25 protein-coding genes are annotated in these 25,177 nt (G+C 73.6%); 13 read left to right on the top strand and 12 right to left on the bottom strand.

Going from position 1 to position 25,177, the window contains the following annotated elements:
* The first annotated feature begins 23 nt into the window (after positions 1-23).
* Complete coding sequence (locus tag ACFYZS_RS32360) at positions 24-1,913, top strand: ABC transporter ATP-binding protein (RefSeq protein WP_389020418.1); 1,890 nt, start codon at positions 24-26, stop codon at positions 1,911-1,913.
* On the opposite strand, the gene dacB is transcribed toward ACFYZS_RS32360, so the two are convergent.
* Together dacB and ACFYZS_RS32350 are read right to left on the bottom strand one after the other, a co-directional pair.
* Complete coding sequence (gene dacB, locus ACFYZS_RS32355) at positions 1,892-3,547, bottom strand: D-alanyl-D-alanine carboxypeptidase/D-alanyl-D-alanine-endopeptidase (RefSeq protein ID WP_389020415.1); 1,656 nt, start codon at positions 3,545-3,547, stop codon at positions 1,892-1,894. The genes ACFYZS_RS32360 and dacB overlap by 22 nt on opposite strands.
* Before the next feature lie 143 nt (positions 3,548-3,690).
* Entirely contained in the window at positions 3,691-4,425 is a 735-nt protein-coding gene (locus ACFYZS_RS32350) for an SDR family oxidoreductase (protein WP_389020413.1), read from the bottom strand.
* A 142-nt stretch (positions 4,426-4,567) separates the two neighbouring features.
* On the opposite strand from ACFYZS_RS32350, the gene ACFYZS_RS32345 reads away from it, so the two are divergent.
* Positions 4,568-5,149 (top strand): TetR/AcrR family transcriptional regulator, encoded by a 582-nt coding sequence (locus ACFYZS_RS32345; RefSeq protein WP_389020410.1) that lies wholly within the window; start codon positions 4,568-4,570, stop codon positions 5,147-5,149.
* On the opposite strand, the gene ACFYZS_RS32340 is transcribed toward ACFYZS_RS32345, so the two are convergent.
* Entirely contained in the window at positions 5,124-6,152 is a 1,029-nt protein-coding gene (locus tag ACFYZS_RS32340) for an alpha/beta hydrolase (protein WP_389020408.1), read from the bottom strand. The genes ACFYZS_RS32345 and ACFYZS_RS32340 overlap by 26 nt on opposite strands.
* Before the next feature lie 156 nt (positions 6,153-6,308).
* On the opposite strand from ACFYZS_RS32340, the gene ACFYZS_RS32335 reads away from it, so the two are divergent.
* The gene (locus ACFYZS_RS32335) at positions 6,309-6,764 is read left to right on the top strand and encodes a hypothetical protein (RefSeq protein WP_389020405.1); all 456 of its coding nucleotides are present in this window, start codon (positions 6,309-6,311) and stop codon (positions 6,762-6,764) included.
* Here ACFYZS_RS32335 and ACFYZS_RS32330 read toward each other — a convergent pair.
* Entirely contained in the window at positions 6,761-7,153 is a 393-nt protein-coding gene (locus tag ACFYZS_RS32330) for a nuclear transport factor 2 family protein (protein ID WP_389020402.1), read from the bottom strand. The genes ACFYZS_RS32335 and ACFYZS_RS32330 overlap by 4 nt on opposite strands.
* A 121-nt stretch (positions 7,154-7,274) precedes the next feature.
* Between ACFYZS_RS32330 and ACFYZS_RS32325 the strand changes: the two genes are divergently transcribed.
* From ACFYZS_RS32325 to ACFYZS_RS32305, 5 genes are all read left to right on the top strand, one after another.
* Positions 7,275-7,718, top strand: coding sequence for a MarR family winged helix-turn-helix transcriptional regulator (locus ACFYZS_RS32325; protein WP_389020400.1), 444 nt, complete (start codon positions 7,275-7,277; stop codon positions 7,716-7,718).
* A gap of 323 nt (positions 7,719-8,041) precedes the next feature.
* The gene (locus ACFYZS_RS32320) at positions 8,042-8,740 is read left to right on the top strand and encodes a VanZ family protein (protein WP_389020398.1); all 699 of its coding nucleotides are present in this window, start codon (positions 8,042-8,044) and stop codon (positions 8,738-8,740) included.
* A gap of 9 nt (positions 8,741-8,749) precedes the next feature.
* A complete protein-coding gene (locus ACFYZS_RS32315; RefSeq protein WP_389020395.1) occupies positions 8,750-9,448 on the top strand; it encodes a response regulator transcription factor in 699 nt (232 codons plus the stop codon).
* A 4-nt stretch (positions 9,449-9,452) separates the two neighbouring features.
* Positions 9,453-10,532: a sensor histidine kinase gene (locus ACFYZS_RS32310; RefSeq protein ID WP_389020393.1), complete on the top strand. Its 1,080-nt coding sequence runs from the start codon at positions 9,453-9,455 to the stop codon at positions 10,530-10,532.
* Between the two features lie 172 nt (positions 10,533-10,704).
* On the top strand, positions 10,705-11,103 hold the full coding sequence (locus ACFYZS_RS32305) for an ATP-binding protein (protein WP_389020390.1): 399 nt from the start codon (positions 10,705-10,707) through the stop codon (positions 11,101-11,103).
* 5 nt (positions 11,104-11,108) lie between these two features.
* Here the strand turns inward: ACFYZS_RS32305 and ACFYZS_RS32300 are convergent, their stop codons facing one another.
* Positions 11,109-11,717, bottom strand: coding sequence for a DJ-1/PfpI family protein (locus ACFYZS_RS32300; protein ID WP_389020387.1), 609 nt, complete (start codon positions 11,715-11,717; stop codon positions 11,109-11,111).
* Positions 11,718-11,938: 221 nt separating this feature from the next.
* On the opposite strand from ACFYZS_RS32300, the gene ACFYZS_RS32295 reads away from it, so the two are divergent.
* Complete coding sequence (locus ACFYZS_RS32295; RefSeq protein ID WP_389020384.1) at positions 11,939-13,408, top strand: DHA2 family efflux MFS transporter permease subunit; 1,470 nt, start codon at positions 11,939-11,941, stop codon at positions 13,406-13,408.
* Here the strand turns inward: ACFYZS_RS32295 and ACFYZS_RS32290 are convergent.
* Together ACFYZS_RS32290 and ACFYZS_RS32285 are read right to left on the bottom strand one after the other, a co-directional pair.
* Positions 13,405-14,166 carry a methyltransferase domain-containing protein gene (locus ACFYZS_RS32290; protein ID WP_389020381.1) on the bottom strand — a complete coding sequence of 254 codons (762 nt, stop codon included), beginning with the start codon at positions 14,164-14,166 and terminating at the stop codon, positions 13,405-13,407. The genes ACFYZS_RS32295 and ACFYZS_RS32290 overlap by 4 nt on opposite strands.
* A 9-nt stretch (positions 14,167-14,175) precedes the next feature.
* Positions 14,176-14,646, bottom strand: a complete 471-nt coding sequence (locus ACFYZS_RS32285; protein WP_389020379.1) for a MarR family transcriptional regulator — start codon at positions 14,644-14,646, stop codon at positions 14,176-14,178.
* A gap of 117 nt (positions 14,647-14,763) precedes the next feature.
* Between ACFYZS_RS32285 and ACFYZS_RS32280 the strand changes: the two genes are divergently transcribed.
* Positions 14,764-15,684, top strand: a complete 921-nt coding sequence (locus tag ACFYZS_RS32280) for an aminoglycoside phosphotransferase family protein (RefSeq protein WP_389020376.1) — start codon at positions 14,764-14,766, stop codon at positions 15,682-15,684.
* Between the two features lie 28 nt (positions 15,685-15,712).
* On the opposite strand, the gene ACFYZS_RS32275 is transcribed toward ACFYZS_RS32280, so the two are convergent.
* Complete coding sequence (locus ACFYZS_RS32275; RefSeq protein ID WP_389020373.1) at positions 15,713-16,099, bottom strand: winged helix-turn-helix transcriptional regulator; 387 nt, start codon at positions 16,097-16,099, stop codon at positions 15,713-15,715.
* A 101-nt stretch (positions 16,100-16,200) separates the two neighbouring features.
* Between ACFYZS_RS32275 and ACFYZS_RS32270 the strand changes: the two genes are divergently transcribed.
* Positions 16,201-16,608, top strand: a complete 408-nt coding sequence (locus ACFYZS_RS32270) for a RidA family protein (RefSeq protein WP_389020370.1) — start codon at positions 16,201-16,203, stop codon at positions 16,606-16,608.
* 152 nt (positions 16,609-16,760) lie between these two features.
* On the opposite strand, the gene ACFYZS_RS32265 is transcribed toward ACFYZS_RS32270, so the two are convergent.
* Positions 16,761-17,861 carry an alpha/beta fold hydrolase gene (locus ACFYZS_RS32265; protein WP_389020367.1) on the bottom strand — a complete coding sequence of 367 codons (1,101 nt, stop codon included), beginning with the start codon at positions 17,859-17,861 and terminating at the stop codon, positions 16,761-16,763.
* Between the two features lie 87 nt (positions 17,862-17,948).
* Between ACFYZS_RS32265 and ACFYZS_RS32260 the strand changes: the two genes are divergently transcribed.
* The gene (locus tag ACFYZS_RS32260; protein WP_389020365.1) at positions 17,949-18,674 is read left to right on the top strand and encodes a TetR/AcrR family transcriptional regulator; all 726 of its coding nucleotides are present in this window, start codon (positions 17,949-17,951) and stop codon (positions 18,672-18,674) included.
* A gap of 197 nt (positions 18,675-18,871) precedes the next feature.
* Here the strand turns inward: ACFYZS_RS32260 and ACFYZS_RS32255 are convergent, their stop codons facing one another.
* The 3 genes from ACFYZS_RS32255 to ACFYZS_RS32245 form a co-directional block, all read right to left on the bottom strand.
* Complete coding sequence (locus tag ACFYZS_RS32255) at positions 18,872-19,126, bottom strand: acyl-CoA carboxylase subunit epsilon (RefSeq protein ID WP_389020362.1); 255 nt, start codon at positions 19,124-19,126, stop codon at positions 18,872-18,874.
* A complete protein-coding gene (locus ACFYZS_RS32250) occupies positions 19,123-20,787 on the bottom strand; it encodes an acyl-CoA carboxylase subunit beta (RefSeq protein WP_331742166.1) in 1,665 nt (554 codons plus the stop codon). The genes ACFYZS_RS32255 and ACFYZS_RS32250 overlap by 4 nt, the downstream gene beginning before the upstream one ends.
* A 303-nt stretch (positions 20,788-21,090) precedes the next feature.
* On the bottom strand, positions 21,091-21,936 hold the full coding sequence (locus ACFYZS_RS32245) for a 4'-phosphopantetheinyl transferase family protein (RefSeq protein WP_389020359.1): 846 nt from the start codon (positions 21,934-21,936) through the stop codon (positions 21,091-21,093).
* Positions 21,937-22,154: 218 nt separating this feature from the next.
* On the opposite strand from ACFYZS_RS32245, the gene ACFYZS_RS32240 reads away from it, so the two are divergent.
* Positions 22,155-25,025 (top strand): BREX system ATP-binding domain-containing protein, encoded by a 2,871-nt coding sequence (locus tag ACFYZS_RS32240; RefSeq protein WP_389020356.1) that lies wholly within the window; start codon positions 22,155-22,157, stop codon positions 25,023-25,025.
* Positions 25,026-25,177 lie beyond the last annotated feature (152 nt).

The raw sequence follows: 25,177 nt of genomic DNA, 5'->3' as shown, positions 1-25,177 counted from the left end.
CCGAGCGACTACGTAGGGTGGCCATGAAAGCGTCTGCAACACGAGGGGGTCCGCCAGGCAGGGGACCGGTGGTCCTCGCACTCCGCTACTACGGGCGGGAGTTGGCGCGGCTGCGGTGGCTGACGGCGCCCGCCATGCTGATGCCGGCCATCGGCAACATCGGCATCAGCTACATCGCCCCGCTGGTCGTCGCCAAGCTCGTCGCACGCATCGCCGACGACGACGCCACCGGCATCGGCCTCGGCGCCGCGCTCCCGTACGTCCTGGGCTTCGCCGGTGTCCTGCTGCTCTCCGAGGCGGCCTGGCGGCTCGGCCTGCACTGCCTGAACCGGGTCGACGCCCTCGGCATCGAACGGCTGTACATCGTCGGCATGGAAGAGCTGTTCGCGAAGGACGCCGCGTTCTTCCACGACAACTTCGCCGGGTCGCTGACCAAGCGGGTGCTGAGCTTCGCCTCTCGCTTCGAGGAGTTCGTCGACGCGCTGACCTTCTCCGTCGTGGGCCGGTTCGTACCGCTGCTGTTCGGCTCGGTGGTGCTCTGGCGCTACGAACCGCTGCTCGTCGTGGCGCTCCTGGCCATGATCGCGGTGACGGGGGCCTGCGTGCTGCCCCTCGTGCGGCGCCGCCAGGCGCTCGTGGACCGGCGCGAGGAGGCGATCGCCCGGGTGTCGGGGCACGTCTCCGACAGTCTCATGAACATGGACACGGTCCGCGCGTTCGCCGCGGAGGAGCGCGAGGCCGCCGAGCACCGGTCCCGGGTCGCGCACTCGCGCGCGCTCACGCTGCGCTCGTGGGACTACGGCAACCTGCGCATCGACACCGTCGTCGCGCCGATGTCGGTCGTGACCAACGCGCTCGGACTGCTGATCGCCGTCACGATCGCCGGGGGCGGGAGCGGGGGCGGGGGCGGGCACGGCGTGGAGGCGGTGGTGGTGGCCTTCACGTACTTCTCCAACGCCACCAGGATCATGTTCGAGTTCAACCAGATCTACCGCCGTCTGGAGAGCTCGATGACGGAGGCCGCGCAGTTCACGCAGCTGCTCCTGACGCCGCCGACCGTGCTCGAGCCGCAGTCCCCGGAGCCGGTGCCGGAGCCGGCCCGGGCCGGCGAGGTGTGCTTCGAGAAGGTGGACTTCGCCCACGCGGGCGCGGAGCCGCTCTTCGAGGGGCTGGACCTGGACGTGCCGAGCGGGGCGAAGATCGGGCTGGTGGGCCGGTCCGGCGGCGGCAAGACCACCCTCACCCGGCTGCTGCTGCGGATGACGGACATCGACGCGGGCCGGATCCTGATCGGCGGCCGGGACATCAGCAGGCTGCGCCAGCGCGACCTGCGCGGCCTGATGGCGTACGTGCCGCAGGACCCGGCGATGTTCCACCGCACCCTGCGGGAGAACATCGCGTTCGCCCGGCCCGGGGCCACCGAGGCCGAGATCCGGCGCGCGGCCGAGGCGGCGCACGTCACGGAGTTCGCCGACGCACTGCCCGACGGGCTCGACACGATGGTCGGCGAGCGCGGGGTCAAGCTCTCGGGCGGGCAGCGCCAACGGGTCGCGCTGGCCCGGGCGATCCTGCGCGACGCGCCGATCCTGCTGCTGGACGAGGCGACCAGCGCGCTGGACTCCGAGAGCGAGATCCTCGTACAGGAGGCGCTGTGGCGGCTCATGGAGGGGCGGACCGCCCTCGTGGTCGCGCACCGGCTGAGCACGGTGGCCCACATGGACCGGCTCGTCGTCCTGGACCGCGGCCGCATCGTCGAACAGGGCACGCACCACGAGCTGCTCGCCCGCGAGGGCACGTACGCGAAGCTGTGGCAGCACCAGTCGGGCGGTTTCCTCGACGAGGACCCGGACGGCCTCGGGAGCCCCGCGCCTCCCTCACCGCCCTCGCCGCGTCAGGGCGATTCCTGGAGGTAGGCGGCGATCAGGGCGAGGTCGTTGGCGATGGAGAGGATGTCGGCCGGGTTCGCGGTCGGGGTGGCGGCGCCGTTGACGCCGGCGTAGAAGGTGTCGAAGCGGCCGCCGCCCTTGTCGAGGTAGCCGGCGATGGTGATGGCGCCGACGGCGAGCCGGTCGTTGAGGGCGTCCCCGCCGACGGCCGCCCCGGTCTTCGCGAACACCTTCCCGCGCGCCGGACAGCTGCGGCAGTTCTCGGCGAGCAGCCCGTCCACGCCGAGGACGGGCAGGGCCTCCCGGAAGCGCCACGCGTCCGGGGTGCGCTGCCAGTACGCCAGCATCTGCACCAGCGCCTGCGGCGTGGCCCGGTCGGCCGGATTGCCGCCCCGGCCGTCCATGAGCTCCGCCTGCCTGCGGTCGACGCCGGCCCGGTCCAGGAAGGCGGCGAGCACCGGGAAGCCGTCCTCGCACTGCGTACTGCCGGCGGAGACGGCCATCAGGCAGATGCCGAGGTTGGCGCCCAGGTTGTGGCTGACCTTGAGGATCAGCTTGGCGTACTGCTCGTACGGGGGTGAGGTGTACGCGGCCACCCGCGGGCGGCCGGCGTAGTCGCGCGGGAGCCGGGCGGCCGGGTTGGGACCGGCCGGGTCCGCGGTGACCCGTACGCCGGCCCGGGCGAGGGCCTCGATCAGCGCGGTCCGGCCGAACGCGGCCGGGTCCGTGATCGGGGCGGTGCGCAGCAGGGGTTCGGAGTCGGCGGCGATGGTGCCGGAGAGCCTGATCCGGGTGCCGCCTTCGGTGGCGGTCACGGTGACGTTCGTGGGTTTTCCGGCGGCGACGGTCTTGACCGTGGAGGTGACGGCGTACGGGGCGACCTTCGGCCGCCAGTCGAGCCGGGCGTCGGCGCCGGGCCGGTCTCCGGGCGTGGTGAGGAGGTCGACGAGGTTGTCGTTGATGATCAGGGGGGTCGGGGTGGGGTCGAGGATCGGGTCGGGGGCGAAGAGGCGGCTGTCGACGATGACGTCGCCGTCGACGCGGGTGATCCCGGAATCGCGGACCTGGCGGGCGAGCTGGTCGATGCCGGCGAGGGGGTTCTCGGGGGTGAGGGTCGCGCCGGGGAAGTCGTTGGCGTAGGTGTGGTCGAGGTCGGTGTACGCGACGGTGCCGTCGGGGCGGGTCCGGCCGCCGAGGGTGAGGTCGCCCTGGGCGACGAGGTCGAGGTCGCCGGTCAGCGTGGCGCCGGTGCGCTGCCCGACGGCGTAGAGGGGGGTGACGAAGCGGTGGTCGGTGCCGAGGGTGCGCCAGGTGCCGGAGACCGCGAAGAGCTTCGCGGTGGAGCCGGGGATGAAGAACTGCCCGGGGAAGAGGCTGTGCAGCACGCGTCCGCCCGCGGGCTCGGTCTGCAGGAGGCCCCATTGGGCGTGCCGGTACTCGGGCTTGCGCATGATCTCGGCGATGCGCGGATCGAGCGCGGCCCGGGAGGGCGAGGGGGTCGGGGCCGGGGTCGGGGAGGGGGCAGGGGTCGGGGAGGGGGCAGGGGCCGCGCGGGCGCCCGTACCCGAGGCGAGGGCCACCAGCAGCAGGGCGGCGCAGGCGGCGGCCGCCCGGTGCCGGAGCGCCGCGACACGTACCGGATGTCCCACAGCGTGTCCCACAGCGCGCTCCGTTCGTCGCGGCTGCATCTCCCGAGGCCTGCGAACAGGGTGGCACGGCCCGGTCCGCCCCGCACGTCACCCGTATGCGTGCGCTGGGTCGCGCCTTTCGGGTCGGTGGATGAGTGGACCGGCGGATCGGCGGATCAGTCCTGGGCGGTGGGGCGGACGACGATGTCCCCCACGTCGACGTTGTCCGGCTGCTCGACGGCGTAGGCGATGGCGCGCGCGATGGCGTCCGGCGGGATCGCGATCGCGTCCATGCGGTCGCGGACCTGGTCCCGCATCCGCGCGGGCATGGAGTCCGGGAAGTCGGTGCTCGTGACACCCGGCGAGACGACCGTCACGCGCAGGCTGTCGCCGGCCTCCTGGCGCAGGCCCTCGGAGACGGTGCGGACGGCGTTCTTGGTGGCGGCGTACACCGCCTGGAGCGGGACGATGCGCAGTCCGGCCGTGGAGACCGTGTTGACGAAGTGCCCGGTGCCCTGCTCGCGGAAGACCGGCAGCGCGGCGGCGATCCCGTACAGCACGCCCTTGAGGTTGACGTCGATCATCCGCTCCCAGTCCTCGACGCGGACCTCGTCCAGAGGGGAGATCAGGCCGACCCCGGCGTTGCTGACGAGGACGTCCAGCCTGCCGAAGCGGCGGCGCGCCAGTTCGACGAGGCCGGTCAGGTCCTCGCGCACCGTGACGTCGGTGCGCGTCCACGCGGCTTCGCCGCCGGCCGCTTCGATGCGGGCGGCCAGGGCTGCGAGCCGCTCCGTGCGGCGCGCCCCGAGGACGACCTTGGCGCCGCGTTCGGCGAGCAGCAGGGCGGTCGCCTCGCCGATCCCGCTGCCGGCGCCCGTGATCGCCACGACCTTGCCTTCGATTCCCGACATGTTCGGCAGTCCTTCCGGAGGGATACGGGCAGGCCAGGGCATACCCTAGAGTCAAGTGGAGGCGCCACCACTTAGTCAAAGCTAACCGGGCGCGCCTCCACTTAGCAAATGGCGAGAACGAGAGAGAGGACGGCGGCCGCCGATGACCCCGGACGCAGCACGCCCGCTGAGAGCCGACGCGCGACGCAACAGGGACAAGATCCTGGCCGCGGCGGTACGGGTGTTCACCGAGGAGGGGCTGGACGCGCACCTCGAGCGGATCGCCCGGGAGGCGGGCGTGGGCACCGCGACCCTGTACCGCAACTTCCCCACCCGCGAGGCCCTCGTCGAGGCGGCCTACCGCAACGAGGTGGCGCAGCTGCGCGACGCGGTCCCCGGACTGCTGGCGGCGCAGCCGCCGTACGAGGCGCTGCGCGCGTGGACCCGCCTCTTCATGGACTACGCCACGGCCAAACTCGGCATGGCCGACGCCCTGCGCGCCATCGCCGCCTCGGGGAGCAACCCGTACGCCCACAGCCACGAAATGATCCAGACCGCCATCACGGCGCTGATGGACGCGTGCGCCGAGGCCGGGGCGATCCGGACCGACATCAGCGCGACGGACCTCTTCGCCGCCCTCGCCGGCATCGCCCTCACCTCGGCCAAACCCGACCAGCGCCCCCAAGCCGAACGCCTGCTGGACCTCACCCTGGACGGGCTCAGGAAGCCGGTGCGGGGCGGGTGAGGAGGCGGTGGAGCCAGTGGGTGCGGGTCTCGCGGGCGGCCAGGGTGAGGGCGGCTTCGGGGGCCAGGCCGTCGAAGCCGTGGCAGGCGCCGGGCCAGACGTGGAGTTCGGCCTGGCCGCCGGCCTGCCAGATGGCGTTCGCGTACGCCACGTCCTCGTCCCGGTAGATCTCGGCCGATCCGACCTCGATGAAGGCCGGCGGGAGTCCGGAGAGGTCCGTGGCGCGGGCGGGGGCGGCATGGGGCGGCAGGTCCGCGGCGCCGTGGAGGTCGCCCAGCAGGGCCTTCCAGCCGGTGGTGTTGGAGGTGAGGTCCCAGACGCCGAGGCCGGTCATCTGGCGGCTGGAGAAGGTGGTGCCGCGGTCGTCGAGCATGGGGCAGAGCAGCAGTTGGCCCAGCGGGACGGGACCGCCGCGGTCGCGGGTGAGGAGGGCGAGGGCCGCGGCGAGGCCGCCGCCGGCGCTCTTGCCGCCGATGACGATGCGGTCGGGGTCGATGCCGAGTTCGCCGGCGTGAGCGGCCGCCCAGACGAGGCCCGCGTAGCAGTCCTCCAGGGGTTCGGGGTACCGCGCCCGCGGCGCGAGCCGGTACTCGACGGAGACGACGGCCAGTTCCAGCGGGAGGGCCCATTCGCGCAGGATCCGCGGCAGCACGGACCAGGCGTTGCCCATGACCATGCCGCCGCCGTGCACGTAGTAGAGGAGGGGCAGGGGCCGCCCCGCGAGGCCGGAGGGGCGCGCGCCGACGAGCGTGACGGCGGGGGCGTCCGGCGGCCCGGGGACCTGGAACTCCGTCACCTCGAAACGGCCGCCGGCGCGCAGGTCCTCGGCCGTCGGGCGGGGCCGGGACGCGGCGTCCCGCTCCTGCCGGGCGGCGAGGTTCTCCGGGGTGATCGGCTCCCGCGACTCCTCGTCCAGGGCCGCGAGGGCGGCGGCCAGTTCGGGGTCGAAGGGGGGTACGGGCAGCCCCGCCGGCGACTGGTTTCCGTGTCCGATGAGAGCCATGCGGCGTATCCCATCACACCGTCATACGGCCCTGGTCGAACGGCACATGACAGCTGTCATACGGCACACGTGACCCGGAGCTCTGCCCCGGCGCCCCGCCCCCCGGAAGGATGGTGGCCGTCACACGGACATCACACGGGCCACGGGGGCAGCAGCATGAACATCCTGCAGAAGAGGACCGAAGACGCACCGGCCGAGGCGGTCGACTCCGGCGCCACGGCTCCGGCCGACCACCGGCTTCCGCTCTGGTTCTTCGGCTTCGAGGGCGTGCTCGCGGCAGCCTTCGACATCCTGAAGGCGTTCCCTTCGGTCTGGCCGGCGCTGCTGGTCCTGCTGGCCGTGAACATCGTCGTCTCGCTGACGGTGATGCGCGGGCGGCTCCGGCTCGCCAAGGCGCTGTGGCGCGGCAAGGAGACCCGCAAGGTCGCCCTCGCGCTCGTCGCCCTCCGGGTCGGCAGCCACTTCGCCCTGAACGCACTGGGCCTGGCCGTGACCTCGACCCCGGGGCACCTGCTCTTCGCCCTCGTCATGAGCGCGACGACGGTCGGCCTGCTGGCCTACTCCCAGGAGACCGCCGTCCGCGCCCTGCACCCCTCGACGGAAACGCCCTAGCGGGCGCTGCCGATGTTGCGGTCGGCGGCGGAGCCCTCGAGCATCAGGGTGGTCTCCTCGATGCGGTCGAACCGGCCGTCGGGGGCGAGGTCCGCGAACACGTAGACCTCCATGCGCACGGTCGAACCGTCCTTCTTCGTGATGTGGGCCGTGTGCCGGTCGGCGTACTTGCCGCCGTCGTACAGCTCCTCGTGCACCACGACGTGGCCGTCGGCCACGACGCCGCGCACGTGCTTGATGTGCTCGATGAACCCGGCGCGGTCGGCCCATTCCCCGTCGGTGCGCTGGCGGTACTCGGGGGTGAAGTGGCGGTCGGCGGCCTCCTCGACTGTGATGTCGCGGCTGAAGATCAGGTCGTTGAGAGCGGCCTCGATACCGGTGCGGTTCATGGGATTTCCTTACGGGGCGATGGGACGGGCGAGGGAATAAGGAGGAGAAATGCGTGCGACTCGCACGCTTCTCCTTCACTGTAGCACCAACAGCGTGCGCAGCGCACGCTATTCTTGGGGTGTGGAGAACCAAGCAGGTCACGAGATCGCGGACGCGCTGGGCATGCTGCTCAGGCGCAGCACGCGCACGCAGCTGCACCGGCGGATCACCGAGGGCATGGGCGAGGGGGTGGACGAGCTGACGTACCCGGTCCTCAGCACCCTGGCCCGAACCGGACCGCGCAGCGCCGCCGACCTGGCCCCCGACGTCGGGGTCGACCGCTCCGGCGTCACCCGCCGCGCCTCCCGGCTGGAGGCCGCCGGCCTCATCCGCCGCGAGCCGGACCCCACCGACGGGCGCGCCCACCTGCTCGTCCTCACCGAGCGGGGCCGGGCCGCGGTGGAGGAACTGCGGTCCCGGCTGGCCTCGCACATCACGGCGAGCCTGTCCTCGTGGCCGCCGGGCGAGGCCGAGCGGTTCGCCCACGACCTGCGCCGGTTCATGACCGAGGGGCCGTTCTCCTAGGGGGTGTCCGCAAAGTAGCGCCGTGCGCCCGCAGGGCGCTCCCGCGGCGTCCGGTGCGTGCTCTCGGTGTGCCGGGCGGAAGCCCGCGTACTGGACGTACTCGGGATTTCGCCCGGTGCGCCGAGAGCGCGTGCCGGGCGCCGCGGGGCAGGCGGGACTTCGCGGACACCCCCTAGGGGTGTCCGGCCTCCGCGCGTTGTCCGGCCTCCGCGCGAGTCCGGCCTTCCCCGCCTGTCCTGCGGACCGGCCCGGGCCGGCGCATATCGCGGGCGTATCGAAAAGCGCATACGCCACCGCAACGGCCCCGCGTCTGCAATGACGGCATGAACCACAACGCCTCCCCGTCACCGCCGCCCCGCCGCGCGCGCGGGATCCTGCTCCTCGGCCTCGCGGTCCTCGGCCTGGCGGGCGCCGCGTTCGTCCTGCGGCGGCCGCTCATGATGTCCGCTCCGATGTGCATGGCCGGTCGCTGGCACGGCTGCTTCGACACCTTCAACGGCGTGGTGCTCATGACGCTGGTCGCGCTGCCGCCGGCCGTGCTGGTGGCGTGGGCCCTGGCCCGCCGTCGGCGTGCCGCCGGCGCCGCGACGGCGTGGCGGACCTCGCTGGCCGAGGTGGGCATGGTCCACGGGACGGTGCCGTTCCTGTGGCTGACCATGATGCCGGGCGCCGCGCCCGGCATCGCCCCCGCCCGGGTGAGCCTGGTACCGCTGCGGGACCTGGTCACGATGGGGCCGCTCGGGATCGCCGGCAACCTGCTGGTCTTCGCGGCGCTGGGGTTCTTCGCCCCGATGCGGTTCGCGGCGGCGGCGTCCGTGCCGCGGATCCTGGCGCTCGGGGCGGGCTGCTCGGTCCTGGTCGAGACCGCGCAGTACGTCCTGCGGCTGGACCGGGTGTCCTCCGTCGACGACGTACTGGTCAACGCCGCCGGCGCCGTACTGGCCGGGCTGGCCTCGCGCCGCTGGTGGCGTACGCCTTCGCACACGCCCGCGCATACGTCGGCGATATGTTCCGCTGCTTAGGCTTCGTCCATGCGCGTACTGATCGTCGAGGACGAGCCCTACCTGGCCGAGGCCGTCCGTGACGGTCTGCGGCTGGAGGCGATCGCCGCCGACATCGCCGGCGACGGCGAGGCGGCCCTGGAACTGCTCGGCGTCAACTCCTACGACCTCGCGGTCCTCGACCGCGACATCCCCGGCCCCTCCGGCGACGAGGTCGCCCGGCGCATCGTCGCCTCCGGCAGCGGGATCCCGATCCTCATGCTCACCGCCGCCGACCGGATCGACGACAAGGCCTCCGGGTTCGGGCTCGGCGCCGACGACTACCTCACCAAGCCGTTCGAGCTGCGGGAGCTCGTCCTGCGGCTGAGGGCCCTCGACCGCAGGCGCGCGCACGCCCGGCCCCCGGTACGCGAGATCGCGGGCCTGCGGCTCGACCCCTTCCGCCGGGAGGTCTTCCGCGACGGACGCCACGTCGCGCTCACCCGCAAGCAGTTCGCCGTGCTGGAGGTCCTCGTCGCCGCCGAGGGCGGGGTCGTCAGCGCCGAAGAGCTGCTGGAACGGGCCTGGGACGAGAACGCCGACCCCCTCACCAACGCCGTGCGCATCACCGTCTCCGCGCTGCGCAAACGGCTCGGCGAGCCGTGGATCATCGCCACGGTGGCGGGCGTCGGCTACCGGATCGACACCGGTACGGACCCCACCGGCGCCGCCGCCCGTACGCATGGATAGACGCATGGACAGACGCCCCGGGCTCAGCGCCCGGCTGAAGCTCACCCTCAGCTACGTCGGGTTCCTGGCCGTCGCCGGCGCCCTCCTGCTGGCCGTGGTGTGGGTGTTCCTGCTGCGCTACGTACCCGACAACTCCAAGGGCCTGCTCGGGATCTCGCCCAACCGCTACCTCCTGGTGCACACCTTCGCCCCCGCCGCGGCCGTGGCGATGGCCTTCCTGCTCGTGTTCGGCCTCGTCGGGGGATGGATCCTCGCCGGCCGGATGCTCGCCCCGCTCATCCTGATCGGCGACGCGGCGCGCAAGGCCGGGAGCGGGTCCCTGTCCCACCGGATCCGCATGGAGGGCCGCCAGGACGAATTCCGTGAACTCTCCGACGCCTTCGACTCGATGCTCGGGCAGCTCGAGTCCCACGTCGCCGAGCAGCAGCGGTTCGCCGCGAACGCCTCCCACGAGCTGCGCACCCCGCTGGCGATCTCGCGCACCCTCCTCGACGTCGCCCGCAAGGACCCGGCTCGGGACCGGGGCGAACTCATCGAGCGCCTGTACGCGGTCAACACGCGGGCGATCGACCTCACCGAGGCCCTCCTGCTGCTCAGCCGCGGCGACAGCGGCTCCTTCCGCCCCGAGGGCGTCGACCTCTCCCTCCTGGCCGAAGAGGCCGCGGAAACGCTGCTCCCCCTCGCGGAGCAGCGCCGGATCACGCTCGACGTCACCGGCGGGGCGGCCCCCACCACCGGCTCCGCGGAGCTGCTGCTGCGGATGGTGACGAACCTCGTCCAGAACGCCGTCGTCCACAACCTCCCCGCCGGCGGCGCCGTGACGGTCCACACCGAGGCGTACGGCGACACGAGCGTGCTGCGGGTCGAGAACACGGGCCCCCGGCTCCCGCCGGAACTGGTGGCGACCCTCACCGAACCCTTCCGGCGCGGAACGGAACGCGTACGGACGGACGAGCACGCCGGCGTCGGTCTCGGCCTGGCCATCGTGCACAGCATCGTCCGCGCCCACGACGGGACCCTCGGCCTCCTCCCCCGCCCCGACGGAGGGCTCCTCGTCACGGTCCGGCTCCCCGGCACGCCGTAGCACCGCGCCGGACCGGACCGGGCGGGGCGAGGCGGCTGGCCGGCCGGCCAGCCGAAGGGACGAGTCGCGGGCGGCCGGGATCGGCCGTCCGGGCGGTGCGACCGAACCGGTGGCGGACCTAGCGTGGAAACACCGCAACCGCAGGGGGGACCTGCTGGGATCGGAGGCACCCGTGCCTGCTCACCGCCTTGACATCACGCTCGCCGCCACGCCCGAGGCCGCCCGTTCGGCCCGGCGGGCCCTGTCCGAAGCCGGCATCGGCAGCGCGCTCGCGGACGACGCCCGCCTCCTCGTGACCGAAGCGGTCAGCAACGCGGTCCGGCACACCGTGAGCACGCACATCCGGATGGTGGTCGACTTCGAAGCGGGGAGCGACAGGCTGCTGTGCGCCCTGCGTGACGAAGCTCCCCACCTCGGCCCCGCGCACCAGGCCCCCGCGGGCTGCCCGAAGCGCGAGTCCGGGCGGGGGCTCGGGCTGATCGCCGCCCTCAGCCAGTCCTGGGGCGTGGCCACGGACGGGGCCGGCAAGTGGGTCTGGTTCTGGCTCGGCGCCTCCGCGAACCGCGCCTGACGCGGTCAGACCCGTACGGGCCGCTCCGCGCGGACGGCGCGCAGTGCACGCTCCACCGTCTCCTGCTGCTCGCCCACGGGGGCCGCGTAGCCGATGGCGCCGCGCGCGGCCTCCTCGCCGAGCGTACGGGTGATCACCCATGTGGCCAGGTACTGCGAGGCCAGGCAGCCGCCGGCCGTGGCGATGTTGCCCTCGGAGTGGAAGGGGGCGTCCAGCACGGTGACGCCGCAGGCCTCGACGTACGGCCGGCTCGTCAGGTCCGCGCACGCCGGCATCCCGCCCAGCAGCCCGAGCCGGGCGAGGACCAGCGCGCCGGAGCACTGCGAGCCGATCAGCTGGCGCTCCGGGTCCAGGGGCAGCATGGCGAGCAGCCGGTCGTCGGCGACCACGTCGCGCGTCTTCACCCCGCTGCCGATCAGGACGACGTCGGCGTCGGGGATGAACTCCATGGGGCGCTGGCCGGTGACCTCGACGCCGTTCATCGAGGTCACCACGGGCGTCGGCGTGGTGATGAAGGCTTCCAGGCCGTCCTTGCGGCACCGGTTGATCAGGGCCGACGCGATGAAGCTGTCGAGCTCGTTGAACCCGTCGAAAGTGACCACCGCTACCTGCATCACGACCTCCTGAGCATGACGTTCGAGGGACCAGCCTCTCAGCTGCGCGGGGAGGGGTCACCGGCCAATCCGCGGGGATTGGCCCGTTCACAGGCCTCCTCACGGGATCTCGGATCCATCTTTTTTGATGCATCACTCTTGATGCATCAAAAAAGATGGACTACTTTCGAGCCGTGGCCACCGGAGAGTGCCGGGGGCGGGGACGCAGGAGTGGGGACGACATGCGCAAGTGGGCCGGCAATCCCTGGGCGGTCCTGGTGACCGTGTCACTGGGGTTCTTCATGACGCTGCTGGACCTGACCATCGTGAACATCGCCATCCCGGAGATGATCGACGCCCTGGGGGCTTCCCTGGACCAGACCCTGTGGGTGGTCAGCGGCTACGCGCTGGTGCCGGCCGTACTCCTGATCACCGCGGGACGGCTCGGCGACCTGTGGGGGCCGCGCAGGCTCTTCGCCTGCGGCGTGGCGGTGTTCACGCTGGCCAGCGTGGCGTGCGGGCTCGCGCCGAGCGCGGGCCTGCTGATCGCGGCCCGCGGACTGCAGGGGCTGGGGGCCGCGCTGCTGGCGCCGCAGACCATGGCGCTGATCGTCTCGGTCTTCCCCGCGCAGCGGCGCGGCACCGCCATGGGCGTCTGGGGGATGGTCGCCGGACTCGCCACGCTGTCGGGGCCCACGCTGGGCGGCATCCTCGTGTCGACCGTCGGCTGGCGGTGGATCTTCCTGGTCAACGTGCCGATCGGCGTGGCCGCGCTGGTGCTCACGTACCTGGTGGTGCCGGACGTGCGCAACGGGCGCGGCCGCACGTTCGACCTCGTGGGGGTGCTGATCGCGACCGGCGCGCTCTTCTGCCTCGCGTTCGGGCTGCAGGAGGGCGAGCGGTACGGGTGGGGCGCGGGGATCTGGGGGCTGCTGGCCGCCGGGGTCGCGCTGGCCGCGGGGTTCCTCGTACACCAGCGCGGGAAGCAGGACCGTGAGCCGCTGGTGCCGTTCGCGCTGTTCCGCGACCGGAACTTCACCGTGATGACCGCGCTCGTGGCGCTCGTGTCGATGGCGATGATCGGGCTGGTGCTGCCGTTCAACCTGTACCTGCAGACGGTACTGCACATGAGCGCGCTGCAGGCGGGTCTGGTGCTCGCGCCGTCCTCGCTCGTGTCGATGGCGGTGGGCCCCTTCGCGGGGCGGCTGTCGGACCGGATCGGCGGCAAGTTCCTGCTGATGGCCGGGCTTTCGCTGTACGCGGCGGGGATGGTGGCGATCGTGCTGATCGCCGGGCCCGCGACGCCCTGGTACCTGTTCGTGCCGGCGACGGCGGTGACGGGCCTGGGGGTCGGGTGCGTGGTGGCGCCGATGTCGACGGAGGCGATGCGGAACGTGGAGCCGCGGCTGGCCGGTGCGGCCTCCGGGGTGAACAACACGGTCCGTCAGATCGGCTCGGTCATCGGGGCGGCCACGGTCGGGGCGCTGCTGCAGGGGCGGCTGGCCGCGGAACTCGCCGCGGGGAAGGCGTACGCGGATGCCTTCGTCGCCACCCTGCACATGACGGCGGCGCTGCCGATCGCGGCCCTGGGCGCCGCGTTGCTGCTGTGCCTGCTCGTACGCAACCACACGAAGAACCCGGCCCCCGCCCCGGCCCCCGCCCCGGCCCCCGCCCTCACGGGCGGACGAAGCTACTTTGACGACACCCCCTAGGCGGACGAGGCCGGCACCTCGAGGGTGAAGAAGAGGAAGCAGGTTCCGGTCGACAGGGCTTCGAAGTCGTCGGGGAACAGCTCCCGCGCGGCCGGGTCGGGCCGCGGCTCGGTGAGGGCGGAGAGGCGGAAGCCGGCGGCGGTGAAGGCGTCGGTCATCGCGTGCAGCGGCTTGCGCCAGAACCTCATCGGGACGGACCGCCCGCCGAACGTCCAGTCGAAGGCATAGCTGGTGGTCGCGAAGTAGTCGGGCCGGGGTTCCCGAGCCGTGTAGGCCACGAAGGGGTGGTCCACCGAGGCGATCAGCCGGCCGCCGGGCCGGAGCACTCGCCGCAACTCGGCCAGCGCCGGCCCCCAGTCCTCCAGGTAGTGCAGCACCAGCGACGCGACGACGTCGTCGAACGCGCCGTCGTCGAACGGCAGGCGGTCGCCCAGGGCGGCGACGTGCAGCGCCGCGTCGCCGCCCAGCCGCCGCCTCGCCAGCGCCACCATCGCGGCGCTGGCGTCGATGCCGGTGACGACCGCTCCGCGGTCGCGCAGTGCGGCGGACAGGGGACCCGAGCCGCAGCCGGCGTCCAGGATCCGACGGCCGGTCACGTCCGCGGCGAGGGCCAGCATCGCCGGCCGCTCGTAGTACGCGTTCACGAGGCTGTTCTCGTTCTCCGCCGCGTACGCCTCGGCGAAGCTGTCGTAGTCGTTCACCCGGGCCGCATCCGCAGGCCGGGCGGGGCTCTCGGGCGGTTCGGTCAGGCGATCCATCGTCGCAACCTAGCGGGTATCCGCGGCGTCCGGGGTGAGGCGGGCCAGCACGTCGGGCGAGAGGCGCTCCGCGAGGGCCTCCAACAGGGCGACGACCTCGGCGAGTTCGGCGGGGTCGCGGGTACCGAGCGCGGTGGACAGGGCCCCCTCGACGGAGGCGGAGGCGACCTCCGCCCGCCGGTCGGACATCTCGGGGTCGCGCCGGACGAGGGTGCGCCGCCGGTCGCGGGGGTCGGTCGCGGTGACCACGGAGCCGGTCTCGCGCAGCCGGGCCACGCAGGCGGACACGGCGCTCTGCGGCAGGCCCGTGCGGACGGCGATCTCGCCGACGGTGGTGTCGGGGTGGGCGTAGACGTCGAGCATCACGATCAGGACCGATCGCGTGCTCGTCGTGCGCTTGCCGACTCCGCCGGTCGGGATGGCCTCCTCGCCGATCTTCATCAGCGTCCGGCCCAGCAGGAAGAGCTGCACTCCGTTCATGGGCCCGACCTTACATCAGAACAGATGTATCGAATTTGATGGGTTCTTCCCGCTTCGCGGCCCGCACCGCCGAAAACCCGTGGCACGGCCACCCATGTCGCGGGTACGGTCCGCCCCATGCCTGGCACGAACACGAAGATGCACGCCGACGAGGTCGACATCGACGAGACGCTCGTCGAGCAGTTGGTCGCGGCGCAGTTCCCGCAGTGGGCGGGGCTGCCCGTACGGAAGGTGCGCTCGGCCGGCACCGACAACGCGATGTACCGGCTGGGCGAGGACATGACCGTACGCCTGCCCCGCATCCCCGACGCCGAGGGCCAGGTCGCCAAGGAACAGCGGTGGCTGCCGCACCTCGCACCCCACCTGCCCCTGCCCGTACCCACCCCGCTGGGACAGGGGGCTCCGGCCGAGGGATACCCCTTCGCCTGGTCCGTCTACCGGTGGCTCGACGGCGACAACCTCCACGACCGACCCCTGACCGAACTGCACGAAACCGCCGCCCGGTTGGGCCAGTTCGTCGCGGCGCTCCACCGCATCGACACCACCGGCGCACCGCGCTCCTTCCGCGGCGGCCGGGTGGACACGGCCGACACCGAGGTCCGCGCGGCGATCAGGGACCTGGGCGCCGACGGCACGCTGGACGCGGAGGCCGCAACCGCCGCATGGGAGGCGGCCGTTCGCGTACCGCAGTGGGAGGGCGCACCCGTCTGGCTCCACGGCGACCTGCTGCCGGGGAACCTCCTCGGCCACCGGGGCCGGCTCAGCGCGGTCATCGACTTCGGCGTGGTGGGCGTCGGCGACCCCGCGTGCGATGTCATGCCGGCCTGGACCCTGCTGACCGCCGACACCCGCGAGGCGTTCCGCGAGGCGGTCGGCGTGGACGACGCCACATGGGCCCGCGGCCGCGGCTGGGCCCTGCGCTTCGGCCTCACCGCGGAGCACTACTACCGCGTGACCAACCCCGTCCTGGCCGCGGTCGCCCGCCGCGCCTCGGCGGAGGCCATCGCCGACCACCACGGCCAGCACCGGCGCTCCTAACGCACCGCGACACCCCTGCTCTCCGGCGTCACTCTCCGGCGTCGAAGCGGCGGCACGAGGCCTCGATCTCGCCGACGTACCGGTGCGTCCAGTCGCACAGCCCCTCGATCGTCGCGCGCAGCGCCCTGCCCGGCTCGGTGAGGGTGTACTCGACCCGCGGCGGCACGGTGGGGTACACGGTCCGCTCCAGCAGTCCGTAGCGCTCCAGCATGCGCAGGTTCTGGGTGAGCATCTTGTGGCTGATGCCCTCGACCGCGTCGCGCAGTTCGCTGAAGCGCAGGGTGTCGTCGCCGATGGCCTCGATGATCAGGAGCGCCCATTTGTTGGCGACGCCGGAGAAGATCTCCCTCCCCAGGGAGTCGGCGCGCCGCAGGTCCGCCTCGTCGCGCATGCCACTGAGCCGCTTGGTCACCATCAGGTTCCCCAGTCACCGAAAAGTGCGTTCTTCCATGTCATCGACCACTCTCCTACGGTGCCTGGGTAACCACAAGAGACCGTGACAAGGAGGCCCGCATCATGGCCGTCACCCTGGTGAACCCCGCCGGACTGCCCGAGATCCCCGTCTACCGGCAGGTGTCGATCGCGTCCGGCTCGAAGCTGGTCTTCGTCGCCGGGCAGGTCGCCTGGGACGCCGACGGGGCCACGATCGGCGAGGGCGACCTCGCGGCCCAGGTCGAGCAGTGCTACCTCAACGTCGCCACCGCCCTGGACGGGGCCGGCGGCTCCTTCGAGGACGTGGCGAAGCTGACCGTGTACGTCGTCGACTGGACCCCCGACAAGATGCCGCTGCTGCTGGAGGGGATCACCCGGGCCGCGGCGAAGCTGGGCGTCAGCCCCGTCCCCCCGGCCAGCCTGCTGGGCGTCGCGGCGCTCGACGTGCCCGAGCACCTGGTCGAGATCGAGGCCACCGCCGTCCTCGACTGAGGTGCCGGGTGCGCCGTGGAGGTCGGCGAGTCGGCGAGGCGCCTCCCGGCCGCGGCGGCCCCGGCCCGGCCGCGACCCCGCCCCGGCCGCAGCGCCCCCGGCCCCGCCCCGCCCCGCCCCGCCCCGCCCCGCCCCGCCCCGACAGCGCGTTCTCACACGGTCCGGCCGGCCACCACCGGGCGGACCCGGGTCAGCATCAGCTCCAGGAACCGGTCCGGGTGGCGGAACGCGGCGAAGTGGCTCGCGTCCTCGATCAGGGCGAACTCCTTGACCGGGGCCTCCACCTCGTCGAAGAACGCCCGCGCGCGCCCGGGCGGGGTGATGACGTCCCGGTCGCCCTGGAAGACGAAGAACGGAACCGCGAAGCGCGTGCCGTCGGCGCGGTCGTCGAAGGCGGCGAGGCCGGGGGTCAGCCGCGCGGAGAACTTCATGCCCGCGAAGTACTGGCCGATCTCCCGCAGCGAGTGCAGCGGGGAGAGCCAGAGCGAGCCCAGGACGACCCGCTTGAGGGTGTCGAGCGTCAGGGGGTCGGAGGTCACGGTCAGCTTGTCGTACGCGGCCCGCTGATCGGCCGTCAGCCCGTGCGGGTCGCCGCCCGTTTCCTGCGCCGCGGCGGCGTCCTCGTGCCGGCCGGCCGCGCGCAGCCGGGCGAGCAGCGCCTCGTGGACGGAGGTGTCGCGGCCGGCGTCCAGGATGTTCTGGTCGGTGCCGACGTACGCGCAGTACAGCTCGGGGTGGCTGCGGGCCAGGCGCAGCCCGAAGACGCTGCCGAGCGAGCTCGCGACGAGGACGACCCGGTCGGCGCGGAGCCGCTCGCGGGCGTACCGGGTGACCTCGAGGGCGTCCTCGTACAGCCGGGTGAAGCTCATCTCGCCCTGCCCCTGCGGGCCGGAGCGGCCGAAGGTCTTGCCCGAGCCGCGCATGTCCCAGCGCACGACCGTGAAGTGCTCCTCCCAGGAGCGGGTGCGCGCGCCGAAGATCGAGTGGGAGGCGCCGGGTCCGCCGTGGATCTCGACCATCACCGGGTTGGCCGTGTCCTCGCCGCGGATCGAGATCCACTGCTCGATGCCGCCGATCCGGACGAATCCCTGCTCGTCGATGCCGTTCGGGCCGTCGATGCGCAGGAGCCGGGCGCCCCTCGCGCGGCGCACGGCGCGGTGGCCCAGCAGGCCGGTGACCGGCGCGGCGAGGAGGACGGCGGAGGTGGCGAGGACGGTGGCGAGCATGACGGACCCCCAGGAACTGTGTATCACTTAAGCGATTCTGTTTATGTTATAGACAGTTCTGAGGTGTGCCGTCAACGGGTCCGGTGCGCGCAGCCATCCAGAGGAGCGGGCCACATGCCCAGGAGCAGGGACGAGAAGCGTGATCCGGCGGTCAGCCTGGCGCTCCTGTGGGGAGAGCGGGGACAGCCCAGGCGCGGCCCGAAGCCCTCGTTGAGCGTCGAGCGCATCGTGGAGGGCGCGCTCGCCATCGCCGACGAGGAGGGGCTGGACGCACTGTCGATGCAGAGCGTCGCCGCGCGGCTGGGCGTGACCACCATGGCGCTGTACCGCTACGTCCCCGGCAAGGCCGAGCTGCTCGACCTGATGGTCGACGCCGCCTTCGGGCCGGCTCCCGACGTCGCCGCCGTGACGGGGGGCTGGCGGCCGCGGCTGGAGGTGTGGGCGCGGGCGTGCTGGGAGGAGTACCGGCGCCGGCCGTGGATGGTGGCCGCCACCGGGATGCGCCGGCAGCTCATGGGCCCCCGTCAACTGGCGTGGCTCGACTCTGCCCTGGCCGCGCTGGCGGACACGGGGCTCCCGTACGCGCAGCAGCACGCGGCCTTCCTGCTGCTCGTCGGGCACGTACGCGGTCTGGCGCAGCAGCTCGTCGACGACGACGCGGAGGGGCGGGAGGAGTGGAACCGGCTCACGGCGGAGGTCTGGGAGCGGCACGGCGACCGCTTCCCCGCGCTGACCGCGGCGATCGCGGGCGGGGCCTTCGCCCCGCGTGCGGGCGATCCGCTCGACTTCGGGCTGGAGCGGATCCTGGACGGCGTCGCCGCGCTGATCGAGCCGCGCTGATCGGGTGTGGCGGCATGCCCGGGTCGGGAGGGGGTGCCCCGGGCATGCCGCCGACCGCCCGGCCTGGGGGGGGTGGCCGGGCGGCGTGCGGGATCGTCCTTCGCGTGGGGGGCGGGCGGTGGGTGAGGGCCGGGGAGTGTCGTCAAAGTAGCGTCGGCCCCCCGAAGGGCGACCAGACGGGACTTTGACGACACGACCTACGAGGCCCAGGCGCCCGGCGCGATGAAGGACGGTCGGGGGCGCAGGGGCAGCTTGTGCACCCGGGCCTCCGTCTGTGGGGTCTGCGCCTCGTTCCGGAGCCGGATCCGGGCGGTGAGGAGCACGGCCAGGGCCGCGACCTCCTCCGCCGTCGGATTGCCCTTGGTGATGCGGATCGAGGCCGCGAGGGCGAGGGCCGACACGTCGCCGGCGGCGTCCGGGGTGGGGCCCGGAGCCGGCGCGGGGGCGCTCACAGGGGCACGTTCCCGTGCTTGCGGCTCGGCTGCTGCGTGTGCTTCGTACGCAGCATGTCGAGCGTGGAGATCAGCCGCGCACGCGTCTCGGCCGGGTCGATGACGTCGTCCACGAGGCCGCGCTCGGCCGCGTAGTACGGGTGCATCAGCTCGGTCTGGTACTCCTTGATCTTCTGCGCGCGCGTGGCGTCCGGATCGTCCGAGGCGTTGATCTCGCGCCGGAAGATGACGTTCGCCGCGCCCTCCGCACCCATCACCGCGATCTCGTTCGACGGCCAGGCCAGCGCCACGTCCGCGCCGATGGAGCGGGAGTCCATGACGATGTACGCGCCGCCGTAGGCCTTGCGCAGGATCAGGGAGATCCGCGGGACGGTGGCGTTGCAGTACGCGTACAGCAGCTTCGCGCCGTGCCGGATGATGCCGTTGTGCTCCTGGTCGACGCCCGGCAGGAAGCCGGGGACGTCGATCAGCGTGACCAGCGGGATGCTGAACGAGTCGCAGAACTGGACGAAGCGGGCCGCCTTCTCGGAGGCCTGGATGTCCAGGACGCCCGCGAGGTGGGCCGGCTGGTTGGCGACGATGCCGACGACGTGGCCGCCGAGGCGGGTCAGCGCGCAGACGACGTTCTGGGCCCACTGGGCGTGGACCTCGAAGTAGTCCCCGTGGTCCGCGACCTCCTCGATGAGGTCGCGGATGTCGTAGCCCTGGGTGGGCTTGGCCGGGACCAGGTCCAGCAGGCTCTCGCAGCGCCGGTCCACCGGGTCCTCGAGGTCGCCGGCGGGGGCGAGTTCGCGGTTGTTGGAGGGCAGCAGGGACAGCAGGTGGCGCACGTCCTCCAGGCAGCTCTGCTCGTCGTCGTACGCGAACGCCGCCACGCCCGAGGCTCCGGCGTGGCTGTCGGCCCCGCCGAGGTGCTCCATCGTGACGGCCTCGCCGGTCACGGCCTGGACCACGTCCGGGCCGGTGATGAACATCTGCGAGGTGCCGCGCACCATGAAGACGAAGTCCGTGAGGGCGGGCGAGTACGCGGCGCCGCCGGCGCACGGGCCCAGGATCACGGAGATCTGCGGGATGACGCCCGAGTTGCGGACGTTGCGCTGGAAGATGCCGCCGTAGCCGGCGAGCGCGGTGACGCCCTCCTGGATACGGGCGCCCGCGCCGTCGCACAGGCCCACGATCGGGGCGCCGGCCGCCTCGGCCAGGTCCATCAGCTTGTGGATCTTCTCGGCGTGCGCCTCGCCCAGCGCGCCGCCGAAGATGCGGAAGTCGTGGGCGTAGGCGAAGACGGTGCGGCCGTGGACCTTGCCCCAGCCCGTGACGACCCCGTCCGTGTGCGGCTTCTTGTCCTCCAGGCCGAAGCCCGTGGCGCGGTGCTTGCGGAGCTGCTCGACTTCGTTGAACGTGCCTTCGTCGAAGAGCAGTTCGATCCGCTCGCGGGCGGTCAGCTTGCCCTTCGAGTGCTGGGCAGCGGTGGCGCGCTCGCTCGGGCCGGCCTCGGCCAGCGCCCGTACGGCGTGCAGTTCCGCGGTGCGCTCGCGCAGGGAGGCGAAGCGGGTCTCCTCCCGGCGCGGGGAGATCGCGGCCGCGGGTCGGGAGTCCGCAGCGGGTCGGGAGTCCGGCGCGAGTACGGTCTCCAGTGGTCTTTCCTCGACGATGCTCATACGGGCCCTTTCGACACAGAGGCACCGGGTCCGGCCGGTGTCGCGTCGCCCAGCTTCACCGGGGGCGCTACAGCTTGGCTTGATTCCGGCCCGGGAGCGGGTCGAGCTCCCCGGGCCGGGGCCCGCCGGGCGGGACCCGACGGGGGGTCGGACCTGGGTCGGACGCGGAATCGGACGCGGAGTCGGACGCGAGGTCGGACGCGGAGTCAGATGCGGGTCGGACGCAGGTCAGACGCGGGTCGGACGCAGGTCAGACGCGGGTCGGACGCGGGTCGGACGGGGAACGGGTGGCGCGGGCGGGGGTCAGACGGGGTCCAGCAACCCGGAGACCATCGCGACGAAGCCCTCGTCGAGCATGGTGGACACGGCCGTGTCCCGGGACGGGTCGAGTCCCGCGTCGTGGCAGGCGACGCTGACGAGGTACCGGCCGAGGACGGGGTAGGTGCCGAAGGCCCACTCGCCGTGGGCGGCGGGCGTGCCGTCGGGGGCGAGCAGACCGGTGTCGCCCGTACTCCCCGCGGCGAAGCCGAACTCGGAGAAACCCATCCGCAGGCCCTGGCCGAGGGCCTTCGTGTACGCCTCCTTCAGCGTCCACAGGCGCAGCATGCCGGCGCTCTGCTCCGCCTCGGGGAGGGCGGCGAGCTCGGCGCGCTCGGCCTCGGTGCACACCTGGTTCTGGAGCAGGGAGAACGCCAGCCTGCGGTCGGCGGGTTCGGTGTCGATGCCGATGCGGCCGTTGCGGCTGATGCCGACCGCGATCAGGTCGTCGGTGTGGGTGAGGCTGAGGTCGATCTGGTCCAGGCCGCGCAGGTACGGGCGCCCGCCCGGCTTGTACGAGAGGTCCAGCTTGGCGGGGTCGGTCCCGAGGGCGGCGGCGGCCGTGTAGCGGACCGCGAGCCGCGAGGCGAGGAAGCGGAACCGGATGGTCGGGTCGGTGGTGTGGCGGTAGCGCTGCCAGTCCCGGCCGAGGAGGTGCCGCAGGGCGGGCTCCGCGAGGGCGGCGGTGAGCCATTCGCCCCAGGTGGTGTGGACGGAGGCGTTGCCGCGCAGGGCCATGCCCTCCCGTACGGCCTCCCAGGGTCCGGCCGGGCCGGTGACGTGGACGGGCGCCGTGATGCGCTGCGGCGTGTCGCATCGGGGGTCTTCCATCGGCATCGGCATCGCCCTCTCGTGACAGGTGTTTCCGCTGGCGGCGGCGGTGACGTGGCGCTGTCACGCTCGGCGCCCCGGGTCGAGGAATCCTCGAAGTCCGCTTGAGGAGCACCACAGACCGCACCGCGGAACGATCGGTACCGGCTCGCAGCCGCGGCTCCCGGCCGCCGGGGGCGGCCCGGGAACCGGCCCCGCGGAGCAGGGGGCTCCCCCGCGTGCCGGCGGACACCCCCTGGGGCCACCCCGCAGGGCCTGGGGTCTTTCTGCTCCGTCTGCGCTCGACCACCCCTGTAGGCGCGGCTTCGACCCTGACCGGGGTGAGGGGTGGAGTTCCGATGACGGGGGCACGCGTGACGCTGGTGGGCAGGGAAGCGGTGATCGGAGCGCTGGACACGGCGCTCGCGGAGTGCGCCGAGGGAGGCGCGCGGATCGTGCTGGCCGAGGGCGCCACCGGCTGCGGCAAGAGCGCGCTGGCGGACGCGGCCGCCGAACGGGCGCGCGGGGCGGGGGCGTTGGTCCTGACCGCGGTCGCCTCCCCGGAGGAGCGCCACGTGGCCCTCGGTGTGCTGCGGCAACTGGCGCACGGGGAGGAGGGCTTCGCCCTGCCCCTGCCCCTGCCCGCCGCCGACGGTCCGGGCACGCCGCCCGCGCGGGTGGAGGCCATGCAGGCCTTCTGCGCGCGGCTGCGGGAGCTGAGCGCACAACGGCCCGTCGTGCTCGTCGTCGACGACATCCAGCACGCCGACGGCGCCTCCCTCCAGTACCTCCAGTACCTGGCCCGGCACGCCCGTACGGCGGCCGTGCTGACCGTGCTGACCGGCACCGCGCACGCCGAGGACCTCGACCCGGTCTTCACCACCGAGCTGATGCGCCAACCGCACTTCGCCCGCCTGCGCCTGGACCGCCTCACCCCCGCCGGGGTGGCCGCGGCGCTCGCCGCCCTCCGGCCGCCCGCCACGGCCACCCCGGCCGGCGGGACCGCGCCCGGCGACGGGACCGCGCCGAGCGGCGGGCTCCCGCCCGTCGCCGATCTGCACCGCATCAGCGGTGGCAACCCGCTGCTGCTGCGCGCCCTCGTCGAGGAGACCGGGGCCGGACGGCCGCCCGCGCCCGAGGCGGGCGGCCCGTACGCCCAAGCCGTCGCGACCTGCCTGCACCGGAGCGGCCCCACCGCCCTCGCGGCGGCCCGTACGGCGGCCGTACTCGGTGAACAGGCCACCCCGGACCGGGTCGTACGCCTCCTGGGCGGCTCCCCGGCGGCCACCCGGCGGGCCCTGGCCGCCCTCGAGGCCGCGGGCCTCGTGGACATCGCGGCCGGGCCGGACGGCGCCCGGTTCCGGCACCCCGCCGCGCGGGCCGCCGTACTGGAGGACACCGGCTCCGGGGCCCGCGCGGACCTGCACCGCCGGGCCGCCCGGCTGCTGCGCGAGGACGGCGCGCCCGCCACCACCGTCGCCGGGCACCTGCTGGCCGCGTCCGCCGACCACGCCCCGTCGGACCCGGCCGCGCCGGACCACGCCGCCGGCGACCCCGCCGACGTGGAGGTGCTGCGCGAGGCCGCCGAGGACCTGCTCGTCGACGGCGACGCCCACCTCGCCACGCGCCTCCTCGAACTCGCCCTCCGGGCGGGCGCCGACGCGCACGCCCGTCACGGGATCCGGCTGCGCCTGGCCCAGGTCGCGGCCCGCTTCGACCCGGCGGCCGCCGAACGCCGGCTCAGCGCCCTGCTCGAAGCCCACCGCCGCGACGCACCGCCGCACACCGAGCACACCCGGCTGCTCGTCGGACTGCTGTACGCGCAGGGGCGGATCGGCGAGGCCGCGGCACTCGACGCCGCCGGAGCCGACGCCGACGCCGGCGCGGGGGCGGGCGCGGGCGCGGGTGCGAGTGCGGCGACGGCGTTCGACACCGATCTCGATACGCCCGGGGCCGTCAGCGAGCGGTTGCTGCAGGGGACCCGGCTGGCCGACGCCACCGTCACCCCGCTCGCCCAGGCCGTACGGTCCCTGACCGCCTCCGATCAGCCCGACCGCGCCGTCTCCTGGAGCCGGAAGCTGCTGGAGGAGGCCGAGCGGGCCCACGCGCCCGGCTGGGTCTCGCTGTTCGCCACCCTCCACGCCGAGGCCCTGCTGCGCCTCGGCGACCTCACCGGGGCCCACGCCCACGCCACCGCCGCGCTCCAGGCCCTCCCCGACCGGACCGGCAGTGCCTTCCACTGCGCCCCGACGGCCGTGCTGATCCGGGCGTGCAGCGCGCTGGGCCGCTTCACCGAGGCCTCACGGCTGGCGGACCGCCAGCTGCCGCCGCGGCTGCCGGCCAGCCTGCACGGGCCGGCGTACCTGCGCGCCCGCGGCCTGCACCGCCTCGCCGTCAACCAGCCCCACGCCGCACTCGCCGACTTCCTCGAAAGCGGCCGCCTCCTGGCGGACTGGGGCATCGACCGCCCCGCCCACCTCCCCTGGCGCACCGACGCCGCCGAGGCCCTGCTGCGCCTCGGCGAGGCCCGGCAGGCCGAGCAGCTCGTCCTCGACCAGCTCGCCCACCCCGACGCGCGGCGCCCCTGGGTACGCGGTGTCTCCCTGCGCCTGCGCGCCCTCACCGGCGAGCCCCGCCGTCGGACCGCCCTGCTGGGCCAGGCCGTCGAGGAGCTGCACCGCTCGGGCGACCGCGTCGAGACGGCCCGGGCGATGGCCGATCTCGGCCGCGCGCTCCAGTCCGAGGGGTCCGCCAAGGGCAACACCATGGTCCGCAACGCCTGGAACCTCGCCAAGGACGGCGAGGCCCTCGCCCTGTGCCGGGAGATCCTCCCGGACGCGCCCCTCACCGCGCCCGTACGCGACCGGGCGCCGGCGGGCGGTCGGACGGCGGCCGGCGGCGGCGGCGGCGGCGCCAAGTTGAGCGGGTCGGAGCAGCGGGTGGCCACGCTGGCGGCCCAGGGGCTCACCAACCGGGAGATCTCCGCGAAGCTCTTCCTCACGGTGAGCACCGTCGAACAGCACCTCACCCGGGTGTACCGCAAGCTCAAAATCAGCTCGCGCGGCGATCTGCCGATGGACCTGACCCCCGTCGGCCGGACGGCGGTCTGAGGCACCGCCTGGTGCGGGGTACACCTGCCAGGGGGTGTCGTCAAAGTCCCTTCTGGCCGGCGGGGTCTGGCACGCGCGCTCGCCGCGTTGTCGTCGGTCGACGACGCGAGCGTCGCCTCCTCCCCCTGCCTTCGGCGGGGGGACCCCCACCT

The organism is Streptomyces sp. NPDC001903, from assembly GCF_042891345.1.
Lineage (GTDB): Bacteria > Actinomycetota > Actinomycetes > Streptomycetales > Streptomycetaceae > Streptomyces.
Note: the sequence above shows the minus strand (reverse complement) of the source record. Positions and strands in the feature narration are given on the sequence as shown.